Source organism: Terriglobus sp. ADX1 (genome assembly GCF_036877645.1).
In the GTDB taxonomy this organism is placed as follows: domain Bacteria; phylum Acidobacteriota; class Terriglobia; order Terriglobales; family Acidobacteriaceae; genus Terriglobus.
The window spans coordinates 90,732-110,692 of the sequence record NZ_JAEDXV010000015.1; the positions used below are offsets into that span (position 1 = coordinate 90,732).

Consider the following 19,961-nt stretch of genomic DNA (forward strand, 5'->3'; position numbering starts at 1 on the left):
TGCTAAATACCATGACACGTTACATGCACTGGAGAATGAATGCGCAAGTAGCTTGCCTGCTTGTGCTCGGTGTGGGGATGGGGTTGAAGGCGCAGCAGGCTGCGCCGGAGAAGGATGTCCTCATCTTTACGAACGGCGATCAGCTCAGCGGCACACTTGAACGAAGTGTCGGTGGCAACGTTGTCTTCAAGAGCGACATGGCTGGCGAGATCACTGTGCCGCTGTCGCAGGTGAAAGACCTGAAGACGCATGGTGCGTTTGCTGTTCTCAAGCATGGCGTGCCAGTGGCGCAATCGAAGAAGGTTGTGCCCGCTCCTGTGGAGATCACTACGGAGACCGTGACTGTGCAGGAGACCGCACAGGTTCCCGCGCAAACGGTCCCGGCGAAAGACGTAGCCTACGTCGTCGATAAGCAGACCTTCGACAGTGCGCTGGCGCGCGATATTTCATTCTTCCGTGGATGGAATGGCGCCGTGAACCTGGGCACCAGTTTCACGCAGGCGACCATTCACGGTGGCACCATTTCTACGGGCGTTTCGCTGATCCGGCAAATTCCAGTGGTTCCGTATTTCCGGCCACGCAACAGAACCACAGCGAACTTCCTGGAAAACTACGGCGTTTTGACCACCCCGGCGGTCATCAGCGGAACTGGTTCCGATGAGCAGGCTAAAACCAGCATTATGCATGCGGATGCAGAGCGCGATGAGTACATCTCGAAGAACGTTTATGTGCTGGCTACCACTGCCTTCGACCACAACTACTCGCAGAGCATTGCACTGAACCAGCTTTATGGTGGCGGCTTCGGTTGGACGGTATTCAACAAGCCTCTGCATCAGCTGGATCTGAAGGCGGATGCGCACTATCAACGGCAGGGGCATTTCGATCCTTCTCTGAACCTGAATCTGTTTGGATCCACTTTTAGCGAGGCCTATCGCAGATCTCTGCCTTACAAGATGGTGTTGACGCAGACGGCCGCCTTTATTCCGGCGTGGAATGACTTCAATGCCTACTCGGCGAACGGCGGTGTGACATTGGCAGCACCGCTATTCAAGCGCCTGGCGCTGAGTGTGACGGCGTTGGATAGTTACATCAACAACCCTGATCCCGGTTACAAGAAGAACAGTTTCACGTTCACAACCGGACTGACGTATGCGCTGAGATAAACAGCGCGCACGAATGCAAAAGCCCTGGCTACTGCCGGGGCTTTTCTTGTTCAGGGTTTGATTTCCGTGGGCTGCAACGGAGGCAATCCCTCAGTGAGTAAGTTGCGCACGGGATCGGGCAATTCGCCGTTGGAGGCCTGCAGTAGCAGGCTGATCTGCCACAGTTGTGTATCGGTAAACGTCTTGCCAAAAGCAGGCATGCCGGTGCGGCGAATGCCATAGGCCGTCTTCCAATAGATCTCGCCAGGCTTCTGGCCTGCGAGAACGGATTTGTCCTGTGGCGAGAAGAACTGTGGTGCGCGGGGCGACATGGCGCGTCCGGTTGCGGAGCTTTGTCCCGGTGCTCCGTGGCAGGAGACACACTGCTGCCGATACAGCCTTGCTGCGGCCTCAAACGTGTCTTCGCTGGCGGGGAATGGAGGCGTTTTAGCTTCGGATTTTGCGCGTGCATTGGCTGGGACGCTGGCCACCAGCGGTTCCCAGAGGGATGCCGCATCGCTAACAGCGACGGGTGGCTTGCCAAATCGCATCCATGCGGCGATGGTCGCCAGGGTGAGGATGGCGCCAAGTAACATGCCGAGGATCAGCTTGCCTGTGCCGCCGTTGCCACCGCGACGGCTGGATCTGCCGGAATTTCTGCTTTGTTTTGCCATGGTTCGGTTCTTTCTCGCGCGTGTCCGGCAGGGAATGTTCTAATGGGTGTTGTGGTCCGTCCGGGTCGTCCCGGATTTTCATCCGCTTCCGTCCAACGTAGCAAGCCTGCGGGCCACCTGAGGAGTATTGGTTGATGTTCCGTTTCACCGCACCGGCGCCGCGCGCGCTTGCCGCCTCCGCCGCGTTAGTTCTGTTTGCCGCAACGGCCACTGCACAGGCCACCTCGTCTACGCCTACCCGCGGCTCGCGTCGTCTGAATGCGAACCGTCAGGCGCGCATCGCACGCAACATCGCGGACGCTTACTCGCACCGCTGGGAAGTAGCGGGTGGTGGCGGTTTCCTGCGCTTCCGCACGGGTGAGAATCTGCAGAAGATCTCTGAAGTGAACTTCTTCATGAACGCCAACTATCAGCTCAGCCCCACGCTGGGTATTGTGGGCGACGTGCGCGGGTTCTATGGCAGTGCCAACATCCCGAACCTGTTCGTGAAGAATGGTGTCTATAGCCCGCAGATCAGCGAATACACTTTCATGGCTGGTCCGCAGTACCGCTTTTATGCCAAGGAAAAATACACGCTGAGCGCGAACGTTGTGGCCGGTGTGGCTATGAGCAAGTTCGGCGGCGACGCGAAGGGGCTGCGCTCAGAAGACCTGGGCATGTGGCCAGATTCGAATGCAAAGTTTGCTTATTCGCTCTCTTTCATTGCGGATTACAACATTTACAACAACCTGGCAGTTCGTGTGCAGCCGACGTATGTGGGCACCACCTTTGGTGGAACGGTGCAGAACAACCTGGGCCTGCAGGCAGGTGTGGTGTATCGCTTCGGACGTCAATCGAAGTAAGTTCGCTTCTTTCTAGAAGCAGAGGCCGCTCATTATGAGCGGCCTTTGTTGCGTTATGCGTACTCTTTTTCGCGCGGCTCGGTCATGGCGCGGGCGTCAAGGATGGTGCTGATCTGGTGTTCTGTCAGTAGATTTTTTTCGCGCACGATGTCGATGATGGAGCGGCCAGTAGCGATGGATTCTTTTACGACTTCGGCAGCTTTCGCATAGCCAATGTAAGGATTCAGCGCTGTGGCCAATGAAACGGTGGATTGCGCGTAGAAGGCGCAGCGAGCTTCGTTGGCTGTGATGCCGCGGATGCAGCGGTGATCCAGTTCGCGCAGCGTGTTGGTGAGGATGGTGATGGACTGGAGCACGTTGTGCGCCATGGTGGGCATCATCACGTTCAACTCAAGCTGGCCTGCCTGCACGGCCATAGCGACGGCTGCATCGTTGCCGCAGACCTGAAAACCCACCATCGCGGCAAGCTCCGGCAGTACGGGGTTGACCTTGCCCGGCATGATGGACGAGCCGGGTTGCAGACCAGGAAGATCGATTTCACGGAGGCCCGTGTTTGGGCCGGAAGAGAGCAGGCGAAGGTCGTTGGAGATGCGGATGATCTCCAACGCTAGAGTTCGCAGTGCGCCGGAAATGCTGGCCATGGGCGCGCACGATTGCATGGCGTATCGCATATCGTCGGCGGCGGTTAGTGGTTCACCCGTTCGTTCGGCTAACAAACCAACGGCGAGATAGCGATACTGCGGATGCGTGTTGATGCCGGTACCGACGGCGGACCCTCCGAGCCCCAGTTCACGTAGACCGGCGCTCGCTTCCGCGATGAAAGTCTTGGCACGGCGGATGGCCACGGCGTAGGCCGCGAACTCCTGCCCCAGGCGGATGGGAACGGCATCCTGCATGTGGGTGCGGCCTGATTTCAGAATGTGGTCGAACTCGGCGGCTTTTGATTCCAGGCCTTCTGCCAGCGATTCCAGCACCGGATAAAGCTCTTGCAAGGCGAGCAGGGCAGAGAGGCGCATGGCCGTGGGAAAAACGTCATTGGTGCTTTGGCCGTAGTTCACATGGTCATTGGGGTGCGCCAGCGTGTATTCACCTGGAGTGCCGCCAAGTAGCTGCGAAGCGCGGTTTGCCAGCACTTCGTTCGTGTTCATGTGTAGCGAAACGCCTGCACCGGCCTGAAACACATCCACAACGAACTGATCGAGATGCTGCCCGTCGAGGACCTCCTGCGCCGCCTGCTGGATAGCTCGTGATTGGTCCGGGGTGATCAGGCCCAGGTCGCCGTTCACCTTTGCAGCGGCGAATTTGATGAGCGCCAATGCGCGGACAAGAAAAGGATTAGCGCGGAGGCCGCTGATGGGAAAGTTCTCGATGGCGCGTGCCGTTTGCGCTCCGTATAGCGCTTTGGCGGGAACCTCTACGTAGCCGAGCGAGTCTTTTTCCCTGCGCGTGTCCATGTTGCATCCCTCTCATGAAGTTAGATGTTTGCCGCACAGGAAACAGGGTGCGAAATTGCCCTTGCCGGGAGTAAAATCATGCCCATGAAGCGTTTCCCTTTTTCCATGGTTCTTCTTGCCGGAGTGTTCGCCTTTGCCGGAGTTGCGAGTGCAGGTGCACAGTTTATTCCGGGCTTGAGCCGGAACGCCAACGGGACAGGCTCAAGCGGTGAGAAGGGCCTTGGCATTGGCACCTATGACACCAAGACTGTAGTGCATGAACGCGTGGTCAGTGGTGTCGTCAAGAGCAAGGACGGCGCGCCGCTGAAGGGCGCTGTGGTGTACCTGAAGAATGACGGCAATAAGAATGTGAAGTCCGTGACCGTGGATGAGACAGGCAAGTTCCGTTTTGTGCAGCTTTCACGCACAGTGGACTATCAGCTTTGGGCTGAGTCGAAGGACAAGAAGACTGACCAGAAGACGATCAGCCAGTTCGACACGCGCGATACGATTACGCGCGAGCTGACCATCGAGTAGTGGCTCTTCCTTTGGATGAAAAAGCCTCGCATTGGCGAGGCTTTTCTTATTGGCGCAATGGCGACAGAACTGCTTCGATCGCAGATCCTACGCGCAGTACGTGCGCATCGTTGCCATGAGCACCAGCGATCATCAGGCCGACGGGCGCTTCGCCGTTCGGATGGCAGGGAACGGAAAGAGCGCAGCCATCGAGGAAGTTGAAGATGCTTGTGTTGCGCAGCATTTGGCCGTTGGCGTTGAAGTAGGCCGTATCGTCGTGTTCCAGCTCCGCGATGGGCGGCGGAATGATGGGCGTTGTCGGAAGCAGAATGGCGTCGTATCCCGCGAAGACTTGCATGGATTCAGCAACGATTTCTCGTCGTGCCTGCATCAGGTCGAGGAAGTCTGCGGCCAGCATGTTGGCACCGTGCAGGATGCGTGTGGAGACGTGCGGGTCGTAGCGGTTCCCGCTGGTTGCAAGCAGACGCCGGTGCCACGCATACGCCTCAGCTGCGGCGGTCTGATTACTGGCAGGAATACGCGCCAGAGCCGGGAATTCCACCGGTTCGATGATGGCGCCGGCTGCTTTCAATGCGAGTAGCGCATTCTGGAAAGCGTTGTTTGTTGCATCGTCCAATCCTTCCAGAACGTAGCCCTGCAGGATGCCAAACTTGAGTTTGCGCGGAGGCAATGCAGGCTGCGGGGCATGGGCTGCGCCAGAGAGAACAGCATCGAGGCGCGCACAGCAATCCACTGTGGCCGCCAGCGGGCCGACGGAATCAAGACTGCGAGCGAGGGGCAGTGTGCCATCCATGGGAATGCGGCTGGCTGTGGGTTTGAAGCCTGTAAGTCCACATAGTCCAGACGGAATACGCACAGAACCGCCTGTATCTGTGCCGATGGCCGCCGCTGCCATGCCGTCTGTCACTGAGATAGCTGCTCCGCTGGACGAACCACCGGGGATGCGGCGATGAGCGCGATCCCACGGATTGGCAGGAGTACCGTAATGCGGGTTCAGTCCGAGCCCGCTATAGGCAAACTCCGTCATGTTTGTCCGGCCAATGATGACGGCTCCCGCTGCGCGCAGACGTGCGACGATGGTTGCGTCCTGCCGGGCTGGAGGCGCTTCAGCCAACACGACAGAGCCTGCGGTAGTGATTTCTCCGGCCACGTCGAATAGATCCTTCACTGAGATAGGAAGTCCCAGCAGAGGTTGATTCGCTGTATTGCCCGCACGGATCAGACCGTCGGCTGCGTCGGCTTGCTGCAGAGCCGTGTCACTGACACGGGTAAAGGTTCGCGCACCCTCGCCGCCGGGGTCGGCGATGTTGGTGAGGCATTGTTCAACCAGTGCGCGGCTGGTTGTTACTCCAGAGTGAAGTTGTTGCAGAACATCGCCAATCGGACGCATTGCCTGATTGTATGTTCCGCAACCCTGTTCAACTCGTAACGAAAGCCTTCTCCAGATGGAGAGCCCATCCTCTCAACCCTCGTTTTGGCTTTTCTCCCGGGAAGCCTACGCTTAGCCATTCGCGAACAGGGGCTGCGAAGCCGGTTTTGGGTCGATTCAGGATATGGGCGGGCAAATGTCGCGCAGGAGTCGCGATCATGTCCTGCTTGGTAAAGCCTCCGTGCACGATGTAAGGCGCAAGAACCTTCAACAGTTTCCAATCGGCAAAAGGAACTCGGATTTCGACGGAGTTGGCCATGCCTGCCCAATCCGCGTCTCGCAACAACTGGTTCCGCATGTACATCGTCATTTCCAGAATGTGTACATGCAGCTTGTCCACATCTCCAGACACCAGGTTTGGGAGTCGTAGCCCAATCAGGCCCGTCTCCTCCAGTTCACGCAATCCGTCCCGCGCCATATCGGGGTTCATCACATGTTTCAATTCCCAGGGCATGAACAGACCGCGACGCAGTAGGTACGAGCCCTGAATATTGGTTCCATACTCCAGTAGTCCGGCATATTTGGGAGAAGTCATGTAGCGCAGGAAGGGAGCGGATAGACATCGAAACGTCTTCCCAAGCCCTGGAATGCCATTTGCCCACTGAAACTTCCGCTTGATTGCAGGAACCTGGTGGAAGCTTGGGTAGCCCCCGAAAAGTTCGTCACCACCGATGCCGGAGAGGGCCACCTTGTAGCCGAAATCCTTGGCCATGCGACTGATCATGAATACATTCATCCCATCAATCGTGGGTTGGTCCATAGCGTTCACAAAGGACTCATACATCTGCGCGAACTGTTCCGCTCCGTAGAACTTTTCCTTATGGGCTAGTCCGTAAAAATCTGCGATCTCATGTGCTAGTTTCGTTTCGTCTTCTGCCTTGCCGTCTGTAAAACCCAGAGTCATCGCCTGGGGGGCCTCTCCTTTTCGTTCACTCAGAAGTCCGGCTATGGTTGCTGAATCTAATCCCGCCGACAGGAAGAGTGCCACCGGTACATCCGAGATCATGTGGGCGAAAACCGAGTCAAATAGCGCTTCGCGAAGTACGTGCTGTCGCTCCGCGTGATCCTGCGTTACTTCCTGTGTCGCGGCTGCGGCAAATACGTCGCCAACGGTTTCCCCCTGTATGAGTCGTGGCTCGCATCCAGGTTCCACGATCATGGCCGCGCCGGCAGGAAGACATCGAATCTCTCGATATAGCGTGTAAGGCTCTGGGACAGAACCCCACAAAAGAAAAGCTGCCCGTCCGGCAGCATCAGGTGTGTGGGTGTCCAGCAGAGGCTTTAGCGCCTTGACCTGAGAAGCAAAATAAAATTTGCCATCGATCACACTGTAGTACATCGGTTTTATGCCTAACGGATCTCGTGCCAGGACGAGTATTTGGGCACTTTTGTCCCAAATTGCGAAGGCATACATCCCCCGTAGTCGTGGGAGCATATCCAGCCCATATTGCTGGTACATGTGGAGCAGAACTTCGGTATCGCCTTCCGTTTGAAAGCAATGTCCATAAAACTCCAGTTGTGACCGAAGTTCGCGAAAGTTATAGATTTCCCCATTAAAAACAATCGATAGAGAGTGATCCGGGAAGTGCATCGGTTGGTCAGAAGCTTCTGTGGGATCAATGATCGATAGACGACGATGTGCCATTCCGATTTCAGAATGCGGGCCTACCCACGAGCCATATGCATCCGGCCCTCTATTTCTCATTGGGTACGCCATAACACTTAACGTTTCAAAAGGAGAAGCTGCCGGCCCATTCAGAGCCAGAAAGCCTGCAATGCCACACATAAAAGACCTGCCCTGACGAGAAAAACGTGCATAAGTTTCAGTCGTTGCAGAAATTGTCGCTTTGGAGGCGTAAAAAATCAGTAAGTTTCGGTCCCTATCTTTCGATAGCCTTGGTCCTACTCCTTGGGGCATGCACAATAGGATGGTCCGTCAAAGACCAACTTTCATTGGCTTTACCATGGAAGTTGTCATGACGCAGATCAAGCAGGAAGACTTCATCAGCAGCATTGCGGACGCGCTGCAATACATCAGCTACTACCACCCGGTGGACTACATTACGAACCTCGCTCGCGCCTATGAGCTTGAGGAGTCCGTTGCTGCCAAAGATGCGATGGCGCAGATTCTGATCAATAGCCGCATGTGCGCGGAGGGTCATCGTCCCATCTGCCAGGACACTGGCATTGTGTCTGTCTTTCTGAAGATCGGAATGGGCGTGCAGTTTGCCGACGCCACCATGGATGTGCAGCAGATGTGCGATGAAGGCGTACGCCGCGCCTACCTGGATCCGGACAATACGTTGCGCGCGTCGGTGCTGGCGGACCCTGCGTTCAGCCGCAAAAACACGAAGGACAATACGCCTGCCGTTGTGGTTACGGAGCTGGTCGCAGGCGATGGTGTGGACGTAATCGTTGCAGCAAAGGGCGGCGGCAGCGAGGCGAAGAGCAAGTTTGCCATGTTGAATCCGTCGGACTCGATCGTTGATTGGGTGCTGAAGATGGTGCCGCAGATGGGGGCGGGGTGGTGTCCGCCGGGGATGCTCGGCATTGGCATTGGCGGCACGGCTGAGAAGGCGATGTTGCTGGCCAAGCAATCGTTGATGGAACCCATCGACATGCAGGAGCTGATTGCGCGTGGGCCACAGAACAAGACTGAGGAACTGCGCATCGAGCTGTATCGCAAAGTGAATGCGCTAGGGATTGGTGCGCAGGGACTTGGTGGCTTGACGACGGTGCTGGATATCAAGATTCTTGACGCGCCGACACACGCGGCGAACCTGCCTGTTGCCATGATTCCGAATTGTGCGGCCACGCGGCATGTGCATTTTCATCTGGATGGCAGCGGTCCTGCAAAGCTTGATCCGCCGTCGTTGGAAGATTGGCCGAAGCTCACTTATAACCCCACAAATGCGCGCCGCGTGAATCTGGACACGGTGACGCGTGAAGAAGTGGCGACATGGCAGGCGGGTGAAACTGTTCTGCTGAACGGCAAGCTTTTGACAGGGCGCGACGCCGCGCACAAGCGCATGACAGACAGGCTGAACCGCGGTGAGAAGTTGCCGGTGGATTTTACAAATCGCTTTATCTATTACGTCGGCCCGGTCGATCCGGTACGCGAAGAGGTGGTTGGACCCGCAGGGCCGACGACCGCAACGCGTATGGATAAGTTCACGCGGCAGATGCTGGAACAGACTGGCCTTTTGGGTATGGTGGGCAAGAGCGAACGCGGACCGCAGGCGATTGATGCCATCAAGGACAACGGTGCGGTGTACCTTATGGCCGTTGGCGGTGCCGCGTATCTGGTGTCAAAGGCCATTAAAGCGTCGAAGGTGCTGGCGTTTGAAGACCTTGGCATGGAGGCAATCTACGAATTTGAAGTGGTAGATATGCCCGTGACCGTGGCAGTTAGCGCCGATGGCACCAGCGTTCACACGACTGGTCCAGCAGAGTGGTCAGCTCGCATTGCGGCTTCGCAAGATCTGGGCGGCGTGCCGATTCTTCAGTAGGCATGCGACTTTGGAATGCATCGAACGCGATTCTGGTGCATCCTAGAAGGCAGGGAGGACAGTGAAATGCGGAAGATGATCGCCAATGCGATGCTTTGCCTGCTTTTGCTGCTCTCCGTGGGCACGGCTCGATGCGAGTCGATATGTGCTGTGTCGGCAATGCCTGCGATGGCTGCATCTGCCATGGATGAAGCCGCCGCGATGCCGCATGACGGTGCGATGGTGATGGACTCCGGTATGGAGCATTGCCAGGGAATGCGCGCAGAGCGTAACGATCTGCCCAATATCGATGCTGGATGCGGACAGATGAATTGCCGTCATCAGGCGTTGCCGCCTTCGGCAGACTTCCGTGTTGTAACGGATGATGCAGCATCGCTGGTGGCTGTGGTTCTTCCAGTGACAGAGCATGTGGTTGTGCCAATCACACATGTGCTGGATGTTACAGATCATCCTCTTGCTGTTCCGCTCTCTCCTCTCGAACAAACTTCCATGCTGCGCGTGTAATACGCCGGTTGTTGCTGCGTGTTTGTGAATGCGCAGTCATCGCCGAACGTTGCGGTGCGTTGTGTCGCACCGTGTGTACACGTTGGTTTTCAGTATGGAGTTTTAAAAGATGTCGACACGCAGATCGTTTCTGCAGCGTACGGCTGCATGGTCCGCGGCATTGCTTGCCGCTGGGCGCGAAGGTAAGGCGGAGGTTGTTGCCTCTGTTCCGCAGACTGCTGTGCCGCAGGTGCATGCAAAAGGCGGTTATTTAGGCACAGCGAGCGGTTCGCTTTCAAAGTTGGAAACAGGTGCAAGGCCAGTGGGTACGGTGCCCGTTATCACCACGGAAGTGGGAGACTTGCCATTTGAGATGGATGGCGATGTAAAGGTGTTTCGCCTGACTGCAAGCGTCTTTCGCCAACAGATTGCGCCGCAGAAGTGGATGGATGTGTGGGGCTTCAACGGGAGTGCTCCGGGACCCACGATTCAGGTGACGCAGGGTGATAAGATCCGTGTGATTTACAAGAACGAACTGCCTGAGCCCACGTCGATTCATTGGCATGGGTTTGAAGACACTATCGGTAACGATGGGATGCCGGGCATCAGTCAACCGCCCATCAAACCCGGCGAGAGCTTCACCTATAACTTCATCATCAAGCAGGAAGGTACCTTCTTCTATCACTCGCACATGGCCATGCAGGAGATGGCAGGCATGTTGGGCGCGGTGATTATGCACCCCAAGGTGCCGTATCGTCCGCACTGCGAGAAGGACTATGTCATTCACTTGCAGGAGTTCGCGCTGCTTGCGAACCAGACGATTCCTGACACCATGAAAATGGAGTACAACTGGTTGCTGCTGAATGGCAAAGCAAGTCCAGCGACAACACCACTGATCGTAAAGCAGGGTGAACGTATTCGGATTCGCTTTGTGAACATGGGCATGGATCATCATCCAATGCATGTTCATGGGCACACGTTCTACACGACAGGCACGGAGGGGGGGCGCATTCCCGAGACAGCATGGTGGCCGGGAAATACGGTGCTGGTTGGTGTTGGACAGGCGCGCGATGTGGAATTTGTTGCAGATAATCCTGGTGACTGGATGCTGCACTGCCATCTGCCGCACCACATGATGAACCAGATGGTGACACAGGTGGGACCGATGACGCGGCCCATGAACATGGACATGGTGACAAAGCCTGCCATGCGCAATGGCGATGCTGCGCTTGCAGATACTGATATGGACCCATCGATGATGGGCATGATGCAGCAGCAGACGAACGGCTCGCCACGCATGAGTGCGCAGCAACGCAAACAGCAGAGAGCCTTTGATACCAGCCATGAAGGCATGATGCAGCAGATGCAAGAGGCTGCGCCGAATGCAGAGAATGTGCCGAACTATCCGCAGGATGCACTGATGGAAGGGCCGATGATGTCGATGGACGCATTGGTCAATCGCCCGGAGAATCTTGGTCTGCGCGCAGACTGGAGCCGTTTCATGCAGGGCATGATGACCTTTGTACGTGTGCTTCCTGCGGAACAATATGACCGCGTGATTGCTGCGATGAAAGCTGCAAATCGACCGAATGATCCAATGGCTTCGTTGTATGGAGGTGCTGCAACGAGTGCTGTTGCAAAGGTCGAGGAGGTGCGTCGATGAAGATGCATTCTCTGATACTGGCGTGCGTGATGACGAGTGGTGCGGCGACAGCGCAATCGATGGATGGTATGCAGCACGATCATGCTGCAATGCAGAGGCAGCAACAAAGTCTGCCTGCAACGAAGGATGCTCTTACGTATCCCATGCAGGAAGTGCAGGAGCCGGAGGCGCTGGAGTTTCGTACAGGGGAGAATCTTCCTGCACCGGAACTGTTAAAGGACGTTGTGAACCAACCGGCGATGACGTTGGCGCAGTGGTTGGATCTTGCAGAGGCGCATCATCCTTCGCTTGTGGAAGCGCGTGCGGCCGTGGCACGCAGCGAGCAGCAGGCAAGACAAGTAGCATTGCCACCTGATCCGGTTGTCGGCTATTCAGGAGAGCACATTCGCGGCGGCAGCTTTCATGGCGGTGAACAGGGCGCGTTTCTTTCCCAGGAGATCGTGCTGGGACGAAAGCTTGCTCTGCGTCGTGATGTGGTTCGCGCGGAAGGTAAGGCCAATGAAATTGGCGTGGAGATGCAGCGTGCGCGCGTTCACAACGACGTTGCGCAACGATTCTTTGATGCACTGAGCGCACAGGTTTCGGTGACCATTCATGAACGCATGTTGAAGCAGGCAGAGGATGCGCAGGTGAACGCACATGAATTGATGCGCGTGGGACAAGCGGATGCAGCTGATGTATTGAAAGCCGAGATACAGACAGAGCAGGCGAAGATGGAATTTGTCGATGCACAGCGGATGTTTTTGGCGTCGTTCGGAAGGCTTGCTGCGACAGCAGGCGTGGCTACGATCAGTGCGCAGCCATTGGATGGGAAATTGACTGAGCCACCGCAGATGGATGTGCAGGATTTGATACGTAAGAGCGTTGAAGACAGCCCTGCGGTGAAACAGGCAGCGGCCTCGGTAACAATTGCAGAAGCGCAGGTGAAGTCCGCGCAGCGTGAGTCTGTCCCGAATGTGAAAATCACAGCGGGCGAGTGGTATTCCGGCGAGCGGTTGGATAGAACGAATAAGGCTGCAGGCTGGATGGGATTTGCGCAGGCTGGTGTTCAGTTGCCGTTGTGGAATCGCAACCAAGGCAACGTCGGTGCTGCCAAGGCGGACTTATCTCGTGCACAGGCTGCGGTAGTTCGTACGCAGATGTGGATACGGGAGCGCGCAGAACCTATTGCGCAACAGTATGAACAGGCGCGATTCACGGCTGACCGATATCGCACGCAGATATTGCCAAGAGCGCGCCGGGCGTATGAATTGGAAGTGATGAAGTACCAGCAGATGGGGCAGGCATATCCGAAAGTGCTTGAGGCCCAGGCGATGTTGTATGAGTTGCAGTTGGGATATGTGAAAGCGTTACATCAGGAATGGTCTGCGGCAATTGCTTTGGAGAACTTTACGCTGGATGGAGCGTTGGAAAAACCTATGAGCATCGGCGCGGAAGATGCGATGCGTAATCTGCCTTCAAGTGCGGGGAACTGAGGTCTGTTGCGATGAGTTGCTGTAGTGGTGAAGAGAAAACGATGGCAGTGCAGACCGATCCAGTGTGCGGTATGTTAGTGGACCCAACGAAGGCTGCTTCATCCGCAAAGTTTGAAGGAACCACGTACTACTTCTGCTGCAAAGGTTGCCACGATAAGTTTTTGGCTCATCCGCAGAAGTATTTGCAGGGAGATACGGAGGCGGGCAGCTGTTGTGGTGGAGTGCAGGGGTTGGTGACTCTGTCATCAGCTCCTGCTACCCCGAAGGTGAAGGACGTTGTTTGTGGAATGACGATTGACCCTGCGAAGGCTGCGGCTTCGATGGACTATAAGGGGGACACCTATTACTTCTGTTCGAAGGGATGTCACACCAAGTTCATAGCTGATCCGGAAAAGTATCTGCATCCGTCTCCTGCTGTGCCTCCGTCTGTTGGCGCAGAGAGCATCGAATACACGTGTCCCATGGATCCTCAGATTCGGCAGATGGGACCGGGAACGTGTCCTATCTGTGGCATGGCGTTGGAGCCTGTAGGTGCGGTGCTGGAGGAAGACACTTCCGAGCTGGATGACATGACGAAGCGGCTTTGGATCGCCGCGGTGTTGACGTTGCCATTGTTGCTGATGATGTTCATGCGACCTTTGCCAGTGGTCGAGCTTTTGTTGGCTACAGCAGTGGTGTGGGGATGTGGATGGCCGTTCTTTGTACGTGGATGGCAGTCTGTGTGCACGGGCAACTGGAACATGTTTACGCTGATTGCGCTGGGAACAGGCGCGGCTTATTTATACAGCTTGGCTGCGGTTGAGGCACCCCAGTTTTTCCCTGCAACAGCGCGTGGTGCATCTGGCGCGATTGGGCTTTACTTTGAACCTGCGGCCGTAATCGTAACCCTGGTGCTGGTGGGGCAAGTGCTTGAGCTTCGTGCACGCAGCAGCACAGGTGCTGCATTGCGTTCTTTATTGGGATTGGCCCCGCAAACTGCATTGCGCGTCGAAGGCGATAGCGAGACAGAAGTGCCGCTATCAGATGTGCATGTCGGGGATGTCTTGCGTGTGCGTCCCGGAGAGCGTGTGCCAGTGGATGGTGTGGTGTTGGATGGTGCTTCATCGATTGATGAGTCGATGATGACCGGAGAACCAATGCCGGTTGCAAAGGTTGCGAATGACGCCGTTACCGGTGGAACGATGAACGGCACTGGTGCGTTTCGTATGCGTGCAGAACGTGTTGGCGCAGATACGATGTTGCTACAGATTGTGCGGCTGGTAAGTGAGGCACAACGAACGCGTGCGCCGATTCAACGCGTTGCAGATCGCGTGAGTGGCATCTTTGTTCCCGCAGTACTTGTGTCTGCTGTGATTGCATTCGCTGCATGGATGCTGATGGGGCCGCAGCCTCGACTGTCGCATGCAGTGGTGAGTGCGGTAGCTGTGCTGATCGTGGCGTGTCCGTGTGCATTGGGATTGGCGACACCGATGGCAATCACCGTAGGTACAGGGCGTGGCGCGCATGCAGGTGTGTTGCTGCGCAATGCGGAGGCACTGGAGCAACTTGGCAATGTGAATACGCTGGTGATTGATAAGACGGGCACGCTCACGGAAGGCAAGCCTTCTGTTGTGGAGGTCACGCCACAGCCTGGCTTCAGTACAGAGGATGTGCTGCGGTTTGCCGCAAGTGTGGAGAAGATGAGCGAGCATCCTCTGGCTGGCGCAGTGGTTCGCGCTGCTGAGGAACGTGGTGTAGCGCTGCATTCTGCAGATGGGTTTATTTCGACGACTGGGCAAGGAGTGTGTGCAACGGTCGATGGCCGCAGCATTGCGATAGGAAATGCTGCGGTGATACGTGAGCTGCCGCAAGACAGTGATGCATCGCGGATAGATGGTCGAACGCTGATCTTTGTTGTTGTGGACGATGTGTTTGCAGGAAGCATCGGTATCGCTGATCCGATGCGTTCGACTGCTGCTCATGTGGTGACGGAGTTGCAGCGTGCAGGACTGAAGGTTGTGATGGCGACGGGTGATCATGAGGCGACAGCGAAGGCTGTAGCTGGACCTTTGCAGATTGAGTACAAGGCGAGCCTGTTGCCGCAGGACAAAGCTGCTTTGGTGAAACAACTGCGTGATAGCGGCGCAGTGGTTGCCATGGCGGGCGATGGTATTAACGATGCTCCTGCGTTAGCTGCTGCCGATGTTGGTATTGCAATGGGAACAGGAACAGACATTGCCATGGAATCAGCGCCTGTGACGCTGCTGAAGGGCGATTTACAGAGTCTGTTGCGAGCGCGGCGATTGAGTGTTGCCACCATGAGAACTATTCGGCAGAATCTGTTTTTCGCTTTCTTTTACAACGCATTGGGAGTGCCTCTTGCCGCAGGCGTTCTGTATCCGCTGTTTCACCTGACGTTGAATCCGATGGTAGCCGCAGGTGCGATGAGTCTTTCGTCTGTTTGCGTCATCGGAAACTCGTTGCGATTGCGTTCTGTAAGGCTGGAATAAGAATTGTTAATCATGATCGTGATTAACATGCTTTGCAAGGAGAGATTGAAAATATGGGCCTGGTGAAAACTTCAATGCCATCGCCTGTTGGCGTGCTGAAGTTGGTGGCAAGCGATGTTGGGTTGGTCGCTGTGCTTTGGCCGGAGGATGATCCTAAGCGTGTGCGATTGGAAGAAGCTCGTGAAGATGATTCGCATGTTGTGTTGAGAAAAGCTGTAGCCCAACTCGAAGAATATTTTGCGGGAAAGCGTCGCGAGTTTGAGCTGCCATTGGATGCGCGTGGAACCGAATTTCAGAAGTTGGTTTGGGAACAGTTATTAGCCATTCCGTATGGGGAAACGCGTAGTTACGGCGAACTTGCCGCGCGTTTGGGAAAGCCTACGGCGAGCCGTGCGGTGGGGGCAGCAAATGGACGGAATCCACTGTCGATTGTGGTGCCTTGTCATCGCGTGATTGGAACGTCAGGCGCGCTTACAGGATTTGCCGGTGGACTTGAGACGAAGCGCGTATTGCTGGAGTTGGAAGGGATTTCAATCCCGGGGCAGAAACCACTGTTCTGATAGTTGTTTTGCGGGAGTAAACTCCTTCGCTTCCATTAACGCAGCGCGTCTTCTCACACAAATGCCCAGGTTGCTTATTGCAGACCTGGGCATTCTGTTTGTGGCTTTATTGCGGGCGCGTAGGTGATTGCGGATTGGCCGTTGGTGAGATCGCACCCGGCTGCGGGATGGGGGGCGGCGCTACTGGCGGTGCGATGTTCTGTTGCGGGCCGTTGCCGGGGCCACCGGTGGAATAGATCGTTGGTAAGCGAGTTTCTACCGCAGGTAGTTCAGGGAATGGGGCATGCGGCTCGGTCTGATACCAGTAAGCGACGGAGTAGTAGTTGTCGGAACGATGGTTAGCATGGCCATGTTCGATTGTGCCCTTAAATTCTTTGGTGAAGGGAATGGGCGAATCGAGATGGAAACGGTAGACGAGATTGTGGCTGCCAGCGAGTTCTGATCCCACGAGCGGCGCTCCATTGCTCTGGTACGCAAAGTGAGTTCCGAAATCCCATGCACCAAGGAAGTAGTCTTCTGATCCGGTGCCGGTGATGGTTGGCTTGCTCATGTCGTCGATGAAGAGCATTTCATCGCCCTCACCCCACCATCCATCCTGGTTTTGTACGACGCCAAGTGTGAGACCGACGTAGTGTCCTTTGCCGTTGGCTTCAAGGAAGGTGTAGTTATCCTTGCCATCTAAGTTGGGCTTCAGGTTTACGCGATAATCCTGGTTGTCGTAAAAGTCTGTCGTCCATCCTTTGTTGGGAATGGCCTGACGATACTGTGCATGGAAATAGAGAGAATCCTTGTCTGCGACATTCGGGCCGGTGCGGTATTCCAGGTTGTAGTAGAAGCTGTTGATGGGGAGCTTGCCCTGATTCTCGATCGTGATGCGCGCGTGCTTCCGAAAGGGCATGGGGAAGTAGCTATTGAGCGCACGGCTGGAACCAACGTTGAGAAGAGCAGATTCAAAGCCGACATATTCGCCAGTGTTTTGACCGAAGAAATCGCCGATGGGGACTTCGACACTGGGGGTGGCTTCACCGTCCCAGTAGATGCGCAGAACGACGCGCTTGAGGAAGTACTTTTCGGCGTCAGAGATAGTCACCCAAAGGTGCGAGATCTGGCCGGGTCCATCGACATCCATCAAGGTTGCTGTTGCACCCGCGAGTACACGGAGCGAGTCACGATTTCCTCCGGTGGGGTCCATGCTGCCGATGCGATGCAGCGTGTAGGTCTGTGGATGTGTGAGGTCGACATTACCGCGAACCGCCTGAGCAAAGGCGGAGAGCGCAATCAGAGATGAAAGCAGGGCAGGCAAGACAAAGCGCATAAGCGAAGCATCCAATTCCGTAGGGAAAGTGGCGAGCGCCACCACTCTACTGGCTTTGCGTTCTGCTGTCACGCGGGAACTGCGTGATGGTGATTTGGAAGAAATGAAGTTGGTGGAGGCGGGGAGAATCGAACTCCCGTCCGAAGAAACCAATGACAAAAGGCATTCATGCTTTTCCCGTATCATCTTTGTCTCGTAGCCGCCACTTAGAACGGGCGAAGATGTAACGGCCACCAGCCTGATCGATCTCATCATTGCCGTCCAGGCGGAACAGCTTTGACCAGCCTACTGTGCGACGATTGGTACCTGCCCGTAGGCGAAGCGGGAGCAATCGGCTACTTAGTTAATTAAGCAGCAAGCGCGAATTGAGGTTCGGCACTTATAGTTTTGTGAGCGATTACGGGTGTCCACACCCCGGCATGCCCTCTTGCCACAAGCGACCCCGTCGAAACCATGACGCCCCCAACTTTGTGGAGCAGCTTCGAGCGTTGCGTGTTGCAGCGCTGTCAAAGAACTGTAACCAGTATAAATCCTGCGGCATTCGCGCGATGGTACTTCAGCCCGGTATACTTCGCGGGAGTCCGCGCATGGCGGCGTGAGGTGCATGGAACAATGAAGATGGCAGTGGCGCTGCTGGCGCTGGGGATGATCGGAACCGGTATGAATGCGGAAGTAACGAAGGCGTCGTTCGGCACGGCGAAGAACGGCAAACCCGTTGAAATCTATACGCTGAAGAGTCCGGAGCTGCAGGTGAAACTGATCACGCTGGGCGCGCGCATTCAGGCGATTGACGCTCCAGATCGCAATGGCAAGTTTGCCGATGTGGCTCTCGGGCATCCGCAGGCTGCGAGCTATCAGGATGATGGCGGGACGTACTTTGGCGCAGTGGTCGGACGCTATGGCAACCGCATTGCCAAGGGACAGTTCACGATTGATGGCCATACCTATCATGTCCCGATCAACAACAATGGCCAGTCGTTGCACGGCGGCACCGACGGTTTTGATAACCGTATCTGGAGCGCCAAGGAAGTGGCCGATGGCGTAGAGTTCACTTTGATTTCACCCGATGGCGACCAGGGATATCCTGGCACGCTGACTGCGCATGTTACCTACACGCTGCACGGGCATGACCTGAAGATTGAGTACAGCGCCACAACCACAAAGCCAACGGTAATTAACCTAACGAACCATTCCTACTTCAACCTGTCGGGTGAGGGAAATGGAACGATTCTGAATCACAAGATCCAGATCAATGCCGATCGTTATACACCGGTGGACAAGGTACTGATTCCCACAGGTGATCTGCCTCCGGTGGCTGGCACGCCCTTTGATTTCCGCACACCGCACTCCATTGGTGAGCGTATCGAGGCGAAGAACGAACAACTGACCATTGCCGGTGGCTACGATCACAACTTTGTATTGAACGGTGCCGCGGGAACGATGAAGACCGCCGCCATTGTGACCGATCCTTCGTCTGGACGCACGCTTACCGTGAAGACTACGGAGCCGGGTGTTCAGTTCTATACCGGTAACTTCATCAAGGATGGCGAGATTACCGGCACAGGTGGCAAGAAGTATGTGCGTCGCGGTGGATTCTGCCTGGAGACGCAGCACTATCCAGATTCCCCGAACCACCCGGCGTTTCCGAGCACGCTGCTGCGACCGGGACAGACGTATCACACAACAACAATCTTCAGCTTTACCAAGTAATGTCCGCTGCGGCTAGGAGCGCTTCGCCTTCGGCGCGAAGTGCTCCACTGCTGCGGCGTTCAGTGTCTGTTTGATCTCAAGCAGTTTGCGCCACGGATCCTTCTTCAGGCGCGGCTTCCATTCCTCAAAATCATGAACGGTATAGCGCGGACGCGTGTTGCCAGTAAGCTCCTTCCACTCCAGTGGCATGCTTACGGGAAGGCCTGTGCGTGCGCGCATGCTGTACGGTGCAACGGCCGTAGCACCCCGCTCGTTGCGCAGGTAGTCAAGGTAGATTTTTCCGGTGCGTGCAGCTTTGCTCATCTTGGTTAGATAGAGTTCGGGGCGGGCTTGTTCCATGGCTTGCACCAAACCGTGGGTCCACGCTTTCATCACGGCGAAGTCATGCTTTGGCGTGATTGGGAAGAGAACGTGTAGGCCCTTGCCCCCGGTTGTTTTTACGAAGCTTTCTACGCCTGCGCTTTTCAGTACATCTCGAACTTCGAGTGCAGCTTCGCAGACGGTAGACCATGAGAGTGACTCATCGGGATCGAGGTCAATGATGATGCGATCAGGGCGTTCAAGATCGTCGTTGCGCGAGCCCCAGGGATGGATCTCCAGCACGCTCATCTGCGCGAGTCCGGCGAGAGCTTCTGCGGTGTTGAGTGTGATGTATGGCTCAGGTGCGCCGCCTTTCTTGTCAGCCACCATCACACTGCCA

16 protein-coding genes and 1 other RNA gene are annotated in these 19,961 nt (G+C 55.9%); 10 read left to right on the plus strand and 7 right to left on the minus strand.

Annotation, left to right across the window (positions count from 1 at the left end; genetic code table 11):
- The first annotated feature begins 35 nt into the window (after positions 1-35).
- Positions 36-1,163: a DUF481 domain-containing protein gene (locus JAO32_RS11685; RefSeq protein ID WP_334240536.1), complete on the plus strand. Its 1,128-nt coding sequence runs from the start codon at positions 36-38 to the stop codon at positions 1,161-1,163.
- A gap of 50 nt (positions 1,164-1,213) precedes the next feature.
- Here the strand turns inward: JAO32_RS11685 and JAO32_RS11690 are convergent, their stop codons facing one another.
- The gene (locus JAO32_RS11690) at positions 1,214-1,816 is read right to left on the minus strand and encodes a c-type cytochrome (protein ID WP_334240538.1); all 603 of its coding nucleotides are present in this window, start codon (positions 1,814-1,816) and stop codon (positions 1,214-1,216) included.
- A 134-nt stretch (positions 1,817-1,950) separates the two neighbouring features.
- Here JAO32_RS11690 and JAO32_RS11695 point away from each other — a divergent pair, with 134 nt between their 5' ends.
- Positions 1,951-2,658, plus strand: coding sequence for a hypothetical protein (locus JAO32_RS11695; protein ID WP_334240541.1), 708 nt, complete (start codon positions 1,951-1,953; stop codon positions 2,656-2,658).
- A 53-nt stretch (positions 2,659-2,711) separates the two neighbouring features.
- On the opposite strand, the gene JAO32_RS11700 is transcribed toward JAO32_RS11695, so the two are convergent.
- Positions 2,712-4,112 carry an aspartate ammonia-lyase gene (locus tag JAO32_RS11700; RefSeq protein ID WP_334240542.1) on the minus strand — a complete coding sequence of 467 codons (1,401 nt, stop codon included), beginning with the start codon at positions 4,110-4,112 and terminating at the stop codon, positions 2,712-2,714.
- Between the two features lie 78 nt (positions 4,113-4,190).
- Between JAO32_RS11700 and JAO32_RS11705 the strand changes: the two genes are divergently transcribed.
- Positions 4,191-4,628: a carboxypeptidase-like regulatory domain-containing protein gene (locus tag JAO32_RS11705; RefSeq protein WP_334240544.1), complete on the plus strand. Its 438-nt coding sequence runs from the start codon at positions 4,191-4,193 to the stop codon at positions 4,626-4,628.
- Between the two features lie 46 nt (positions 4,629-4,674).
- Here JAO32_RS11705 and JAO32_RS11710 read toward each other — a convergent pair whose 3' ends face one another.
- Together JAO32_RS11710 and asnB are read right to left on the minus strand one after the other, a co-directional pair.
- On the minus strand, positions 4,675-6,018 hold the full coding sequence (locus tag JAO32_RS11710) for an amidase (RefSeq protein WP_334240546.1): 1,344 nt from the start codon (positions 6,016-6,018) through the stop codon (positions 4,675-4,677).
- A 28-nt stretch (positions 6,019-6,046) separates the two neighbouring features.
- On the minus strand, positions 6,047-7,975 hold the full coding sequence (asnB, locus tag JAO32_RS11715) for an asparagine synthase (glutamine-hydrolyzing) (RefSeq protein WP_334240548.1): 1,929 nt from the start codon (positions 7,973-7,975) through the stop codon (positions 6,047-6,049).
- Between the two features lie 58 nt (positions 7,976-8,033).
- Between asnB and JAO32_RS11720 the strand changes: the two genes are divergently transcribed.
- From JAO32_RS11720 to JAO32_RS11745, 6 genes are all read left to right on the plus strand, one after another.
- Positions 8,034-9,566, plus strand: coding sequence for a fumarate hydratase (locus JAO32_RS11720; RefSeq protein ID WP_334240550.1), 1,533 nt, complete (start codon positions 8,034-8,036; stop codon positions 9,564-9,566).
- Between the two features lie 66 nt (positions 9,567-9,632).
- Complete coding sequence (locus JAO32_RS11725) at positions 9,633-10,070, plus strand: hypothetical protein (RefSeq protein WP_334240552.1); 438 nt, start codon at positions 9,633-9,635, stop codon at positions 10,068-10,070.
- A 109-nt stretch (positions 10,071-10,179) separates the two neighbouring features.
- Positions 10,180-11,712: a multicopper oxidase family protein gene (locus JAO32_RS11730; protein ID WP_334240555.1), complete on the plus strand. Its 1,533-nt coding sequence runs from the start codon at positions 10,180-10,182 to the stop codon at positions 11,710-11,712.
- Entirely contained in the window at positions 11,709-13,187 is a 1,479-nt protein-coding gene (locus tag JAO32_RS11735; protein ID WP_334240557.1) for a TolC family protein, read from the plus strand. Before JAO32_RS11730 ends, JAO32_RS11735 begins: the two co-directional genes overlap by 4 nt.
- A 41-nt stretch (positions 13,188-13,228) precedes the next feature.
- A complete protein-coding gene (locus JAO32_RS11740) occupies positions 13,229-15,676 on the plus strand; it encodes a heavy metal translocating P-type ATPase (protein ID WP_334240558.1) in 2,448 nt (815 codons plus the stop codon).
- Positions 15,677-15,729: 53 nt separating this feature from the next.
- Positions 15,730-16,236, plus strand: coding sequence for a methylated-DNA--[protein]-cysteine S-methyltransferase (locus JAO32_RS11745; RefSeq protein ID WP_334240560.1), 507 nt, complete (start codon positions 15,730-15,732; stop codon positions 16,234-16,236).
- 106 nt (positions 16,237-16,342) lie between these two features.
- Here JAO32_RS11745 and JAO32_RS11750 read toward each other — a convergent pair whose 3' ends face one another.
- Together JAO32_RS11750 and ssrA are read right to left on the minus strand one after the other, a co-directional pair.
- Positions 16,343-17,623, minus strand: coding sequence for a glycoside hydrolase family 172 protein (locus tag JAO32_RS11750; RefSeq protein WP_334240561.1), 1,281 nt, complete (start codon positions 17,621-17,623; stop codon positions 16,343-16,345).
- A 38-nt stretch (positions 17,624-17,661) separates the two neighbouring features.
- Positions 17,662-18,015: a transfer-messenger RNA gene (ssrA, locus tag JAO32_RS11755) on the minus strand.
- Positions 18,016-18,163: 148 nt separating this feature from the next.
- On the opposite strand from ssrA, the gene JAO32_RS11760 reads away from it, so the two are divergent.
- A complete protein-coding gene (locus JAO32_RS11760) occupies positions 18,164-19,261 on the plus strand; it encodes an aldose epimerase family protein (RefSeq protein WP_334240563.1) in 1,098 nt (365 codons plus the stop codon).
- 12 nt (positions 19,262-19,273) lie between these two features.
- Here the strand turns inward: JAO32_RS11760 and ligD are convergent.
- A partial coding sequence (ligD, locus tag JAO32_RS11765; RefSeq protein ID WP_334240565.1) for a non-homologous end-joining DNA ligase occupies positions 19,274-19,961 on the minus strand: 688 nt, incomplete at its 5' end.

Bases quoted from the DNA above. Each gene is read 5' to 3' on its own strand.
- JAO32_RS11760 (WP_334240563.1), top strand. From the start codon at position 18,164: ATGAAGATGGCAGTGGCGCTGCTGGCGCTGGGGATGATCGGAACCGGT.
- JAO32_RS11735 (WP_334240557.1), top strand. From the start codon at position 11,709: ATGAAGATGCATTCTCTGATACTGGCGTGCGTGATGACGAGTGGTGCG.
- JAO32_RS11745 (WP_334240560.1), top strand. From the start codon at position 15,730: ATGGGCCTGGTGAAAACTTCAATGCCATCGCCTGTTGGCGTGCTGAAG.
- JAO32_RS11730 (WP_334240555.1), top strand. From the start codon at position 10,180: ATGTCGACACGCAGATCGTTTCTGCAGCGTACGGCTGCATGGTCCGCG.
- JAO32_RS11740 (WP_334240558.1), top strand. From the start codon at position 13,229: ATGGCAGTGCAGACCGATCCAGTGTGCGGTATGTTAGTGGACCCAACG.
- asnB (WP_334240548.1), bottom strand. From the start codon at position 7,975: ATGCCCCAAGGAGTAGGACCAAGGCTATCGAAAGATAGGGACCGAAAC.
- JAO32_RS11720 (WP_334240550.1), top strand. From the start codon at position 8,034: ATGACGCAGATCAAGCAGGAAGACTTCATCAGCAGCATTGCGGACGCG.
- JAO32_RS11685 (WP_334240536.1), top strand. From the start codon at position 36: ATGAATGCGCAAGTAGCTTGCCTGCTTGTGCTCGGTGTGGGGATGGGG.
- JAO32_RS11725 (WP_334240552.1), top strand. From the start codon at position 9,633: ATGCGGAAGATGATCGCCAATGCGATGCTTTGCCTGCTTTTGCTGCTC.
- JAO32_RS11705 (WP_334240544.1), top strand. From the start codon at position 4,191: ATGCCCATGAAGCGTTTCCCTTTTTCCATGGTTCTTCTTGCCGGAGTG.
- JAO32_RS11690 (WP_334240538.1), bottom strand. From the start codon at position 1,816: ATGGCAAAACAAAGCAGAAATTCCGGCAGATCCAGCCGTCGCGGTGGC.
- JAO32_RS11710 (WP_334240546.1), bottom strand. From the start codon at position 6,018: ATGCGTCCGATTGGCGATGTTCTGCAACAACTTCACTCTGGAGTAACA.
- JAO32_RS11695 (WP_334240541.1), top strand. From the start codon at position 1,951: ATGTTCCGTTTCACCGCACCGGCGCCGCGCGCGCTTGCCGCCTCCGCC.
- JAO32_RS11700 (WP_334240542.1), bottom strand. From the start codon at position 4,112: ATGGACACGCGCAGGGAAAAAGACTCGCTCGGCTACGTAGAGGTTCCC.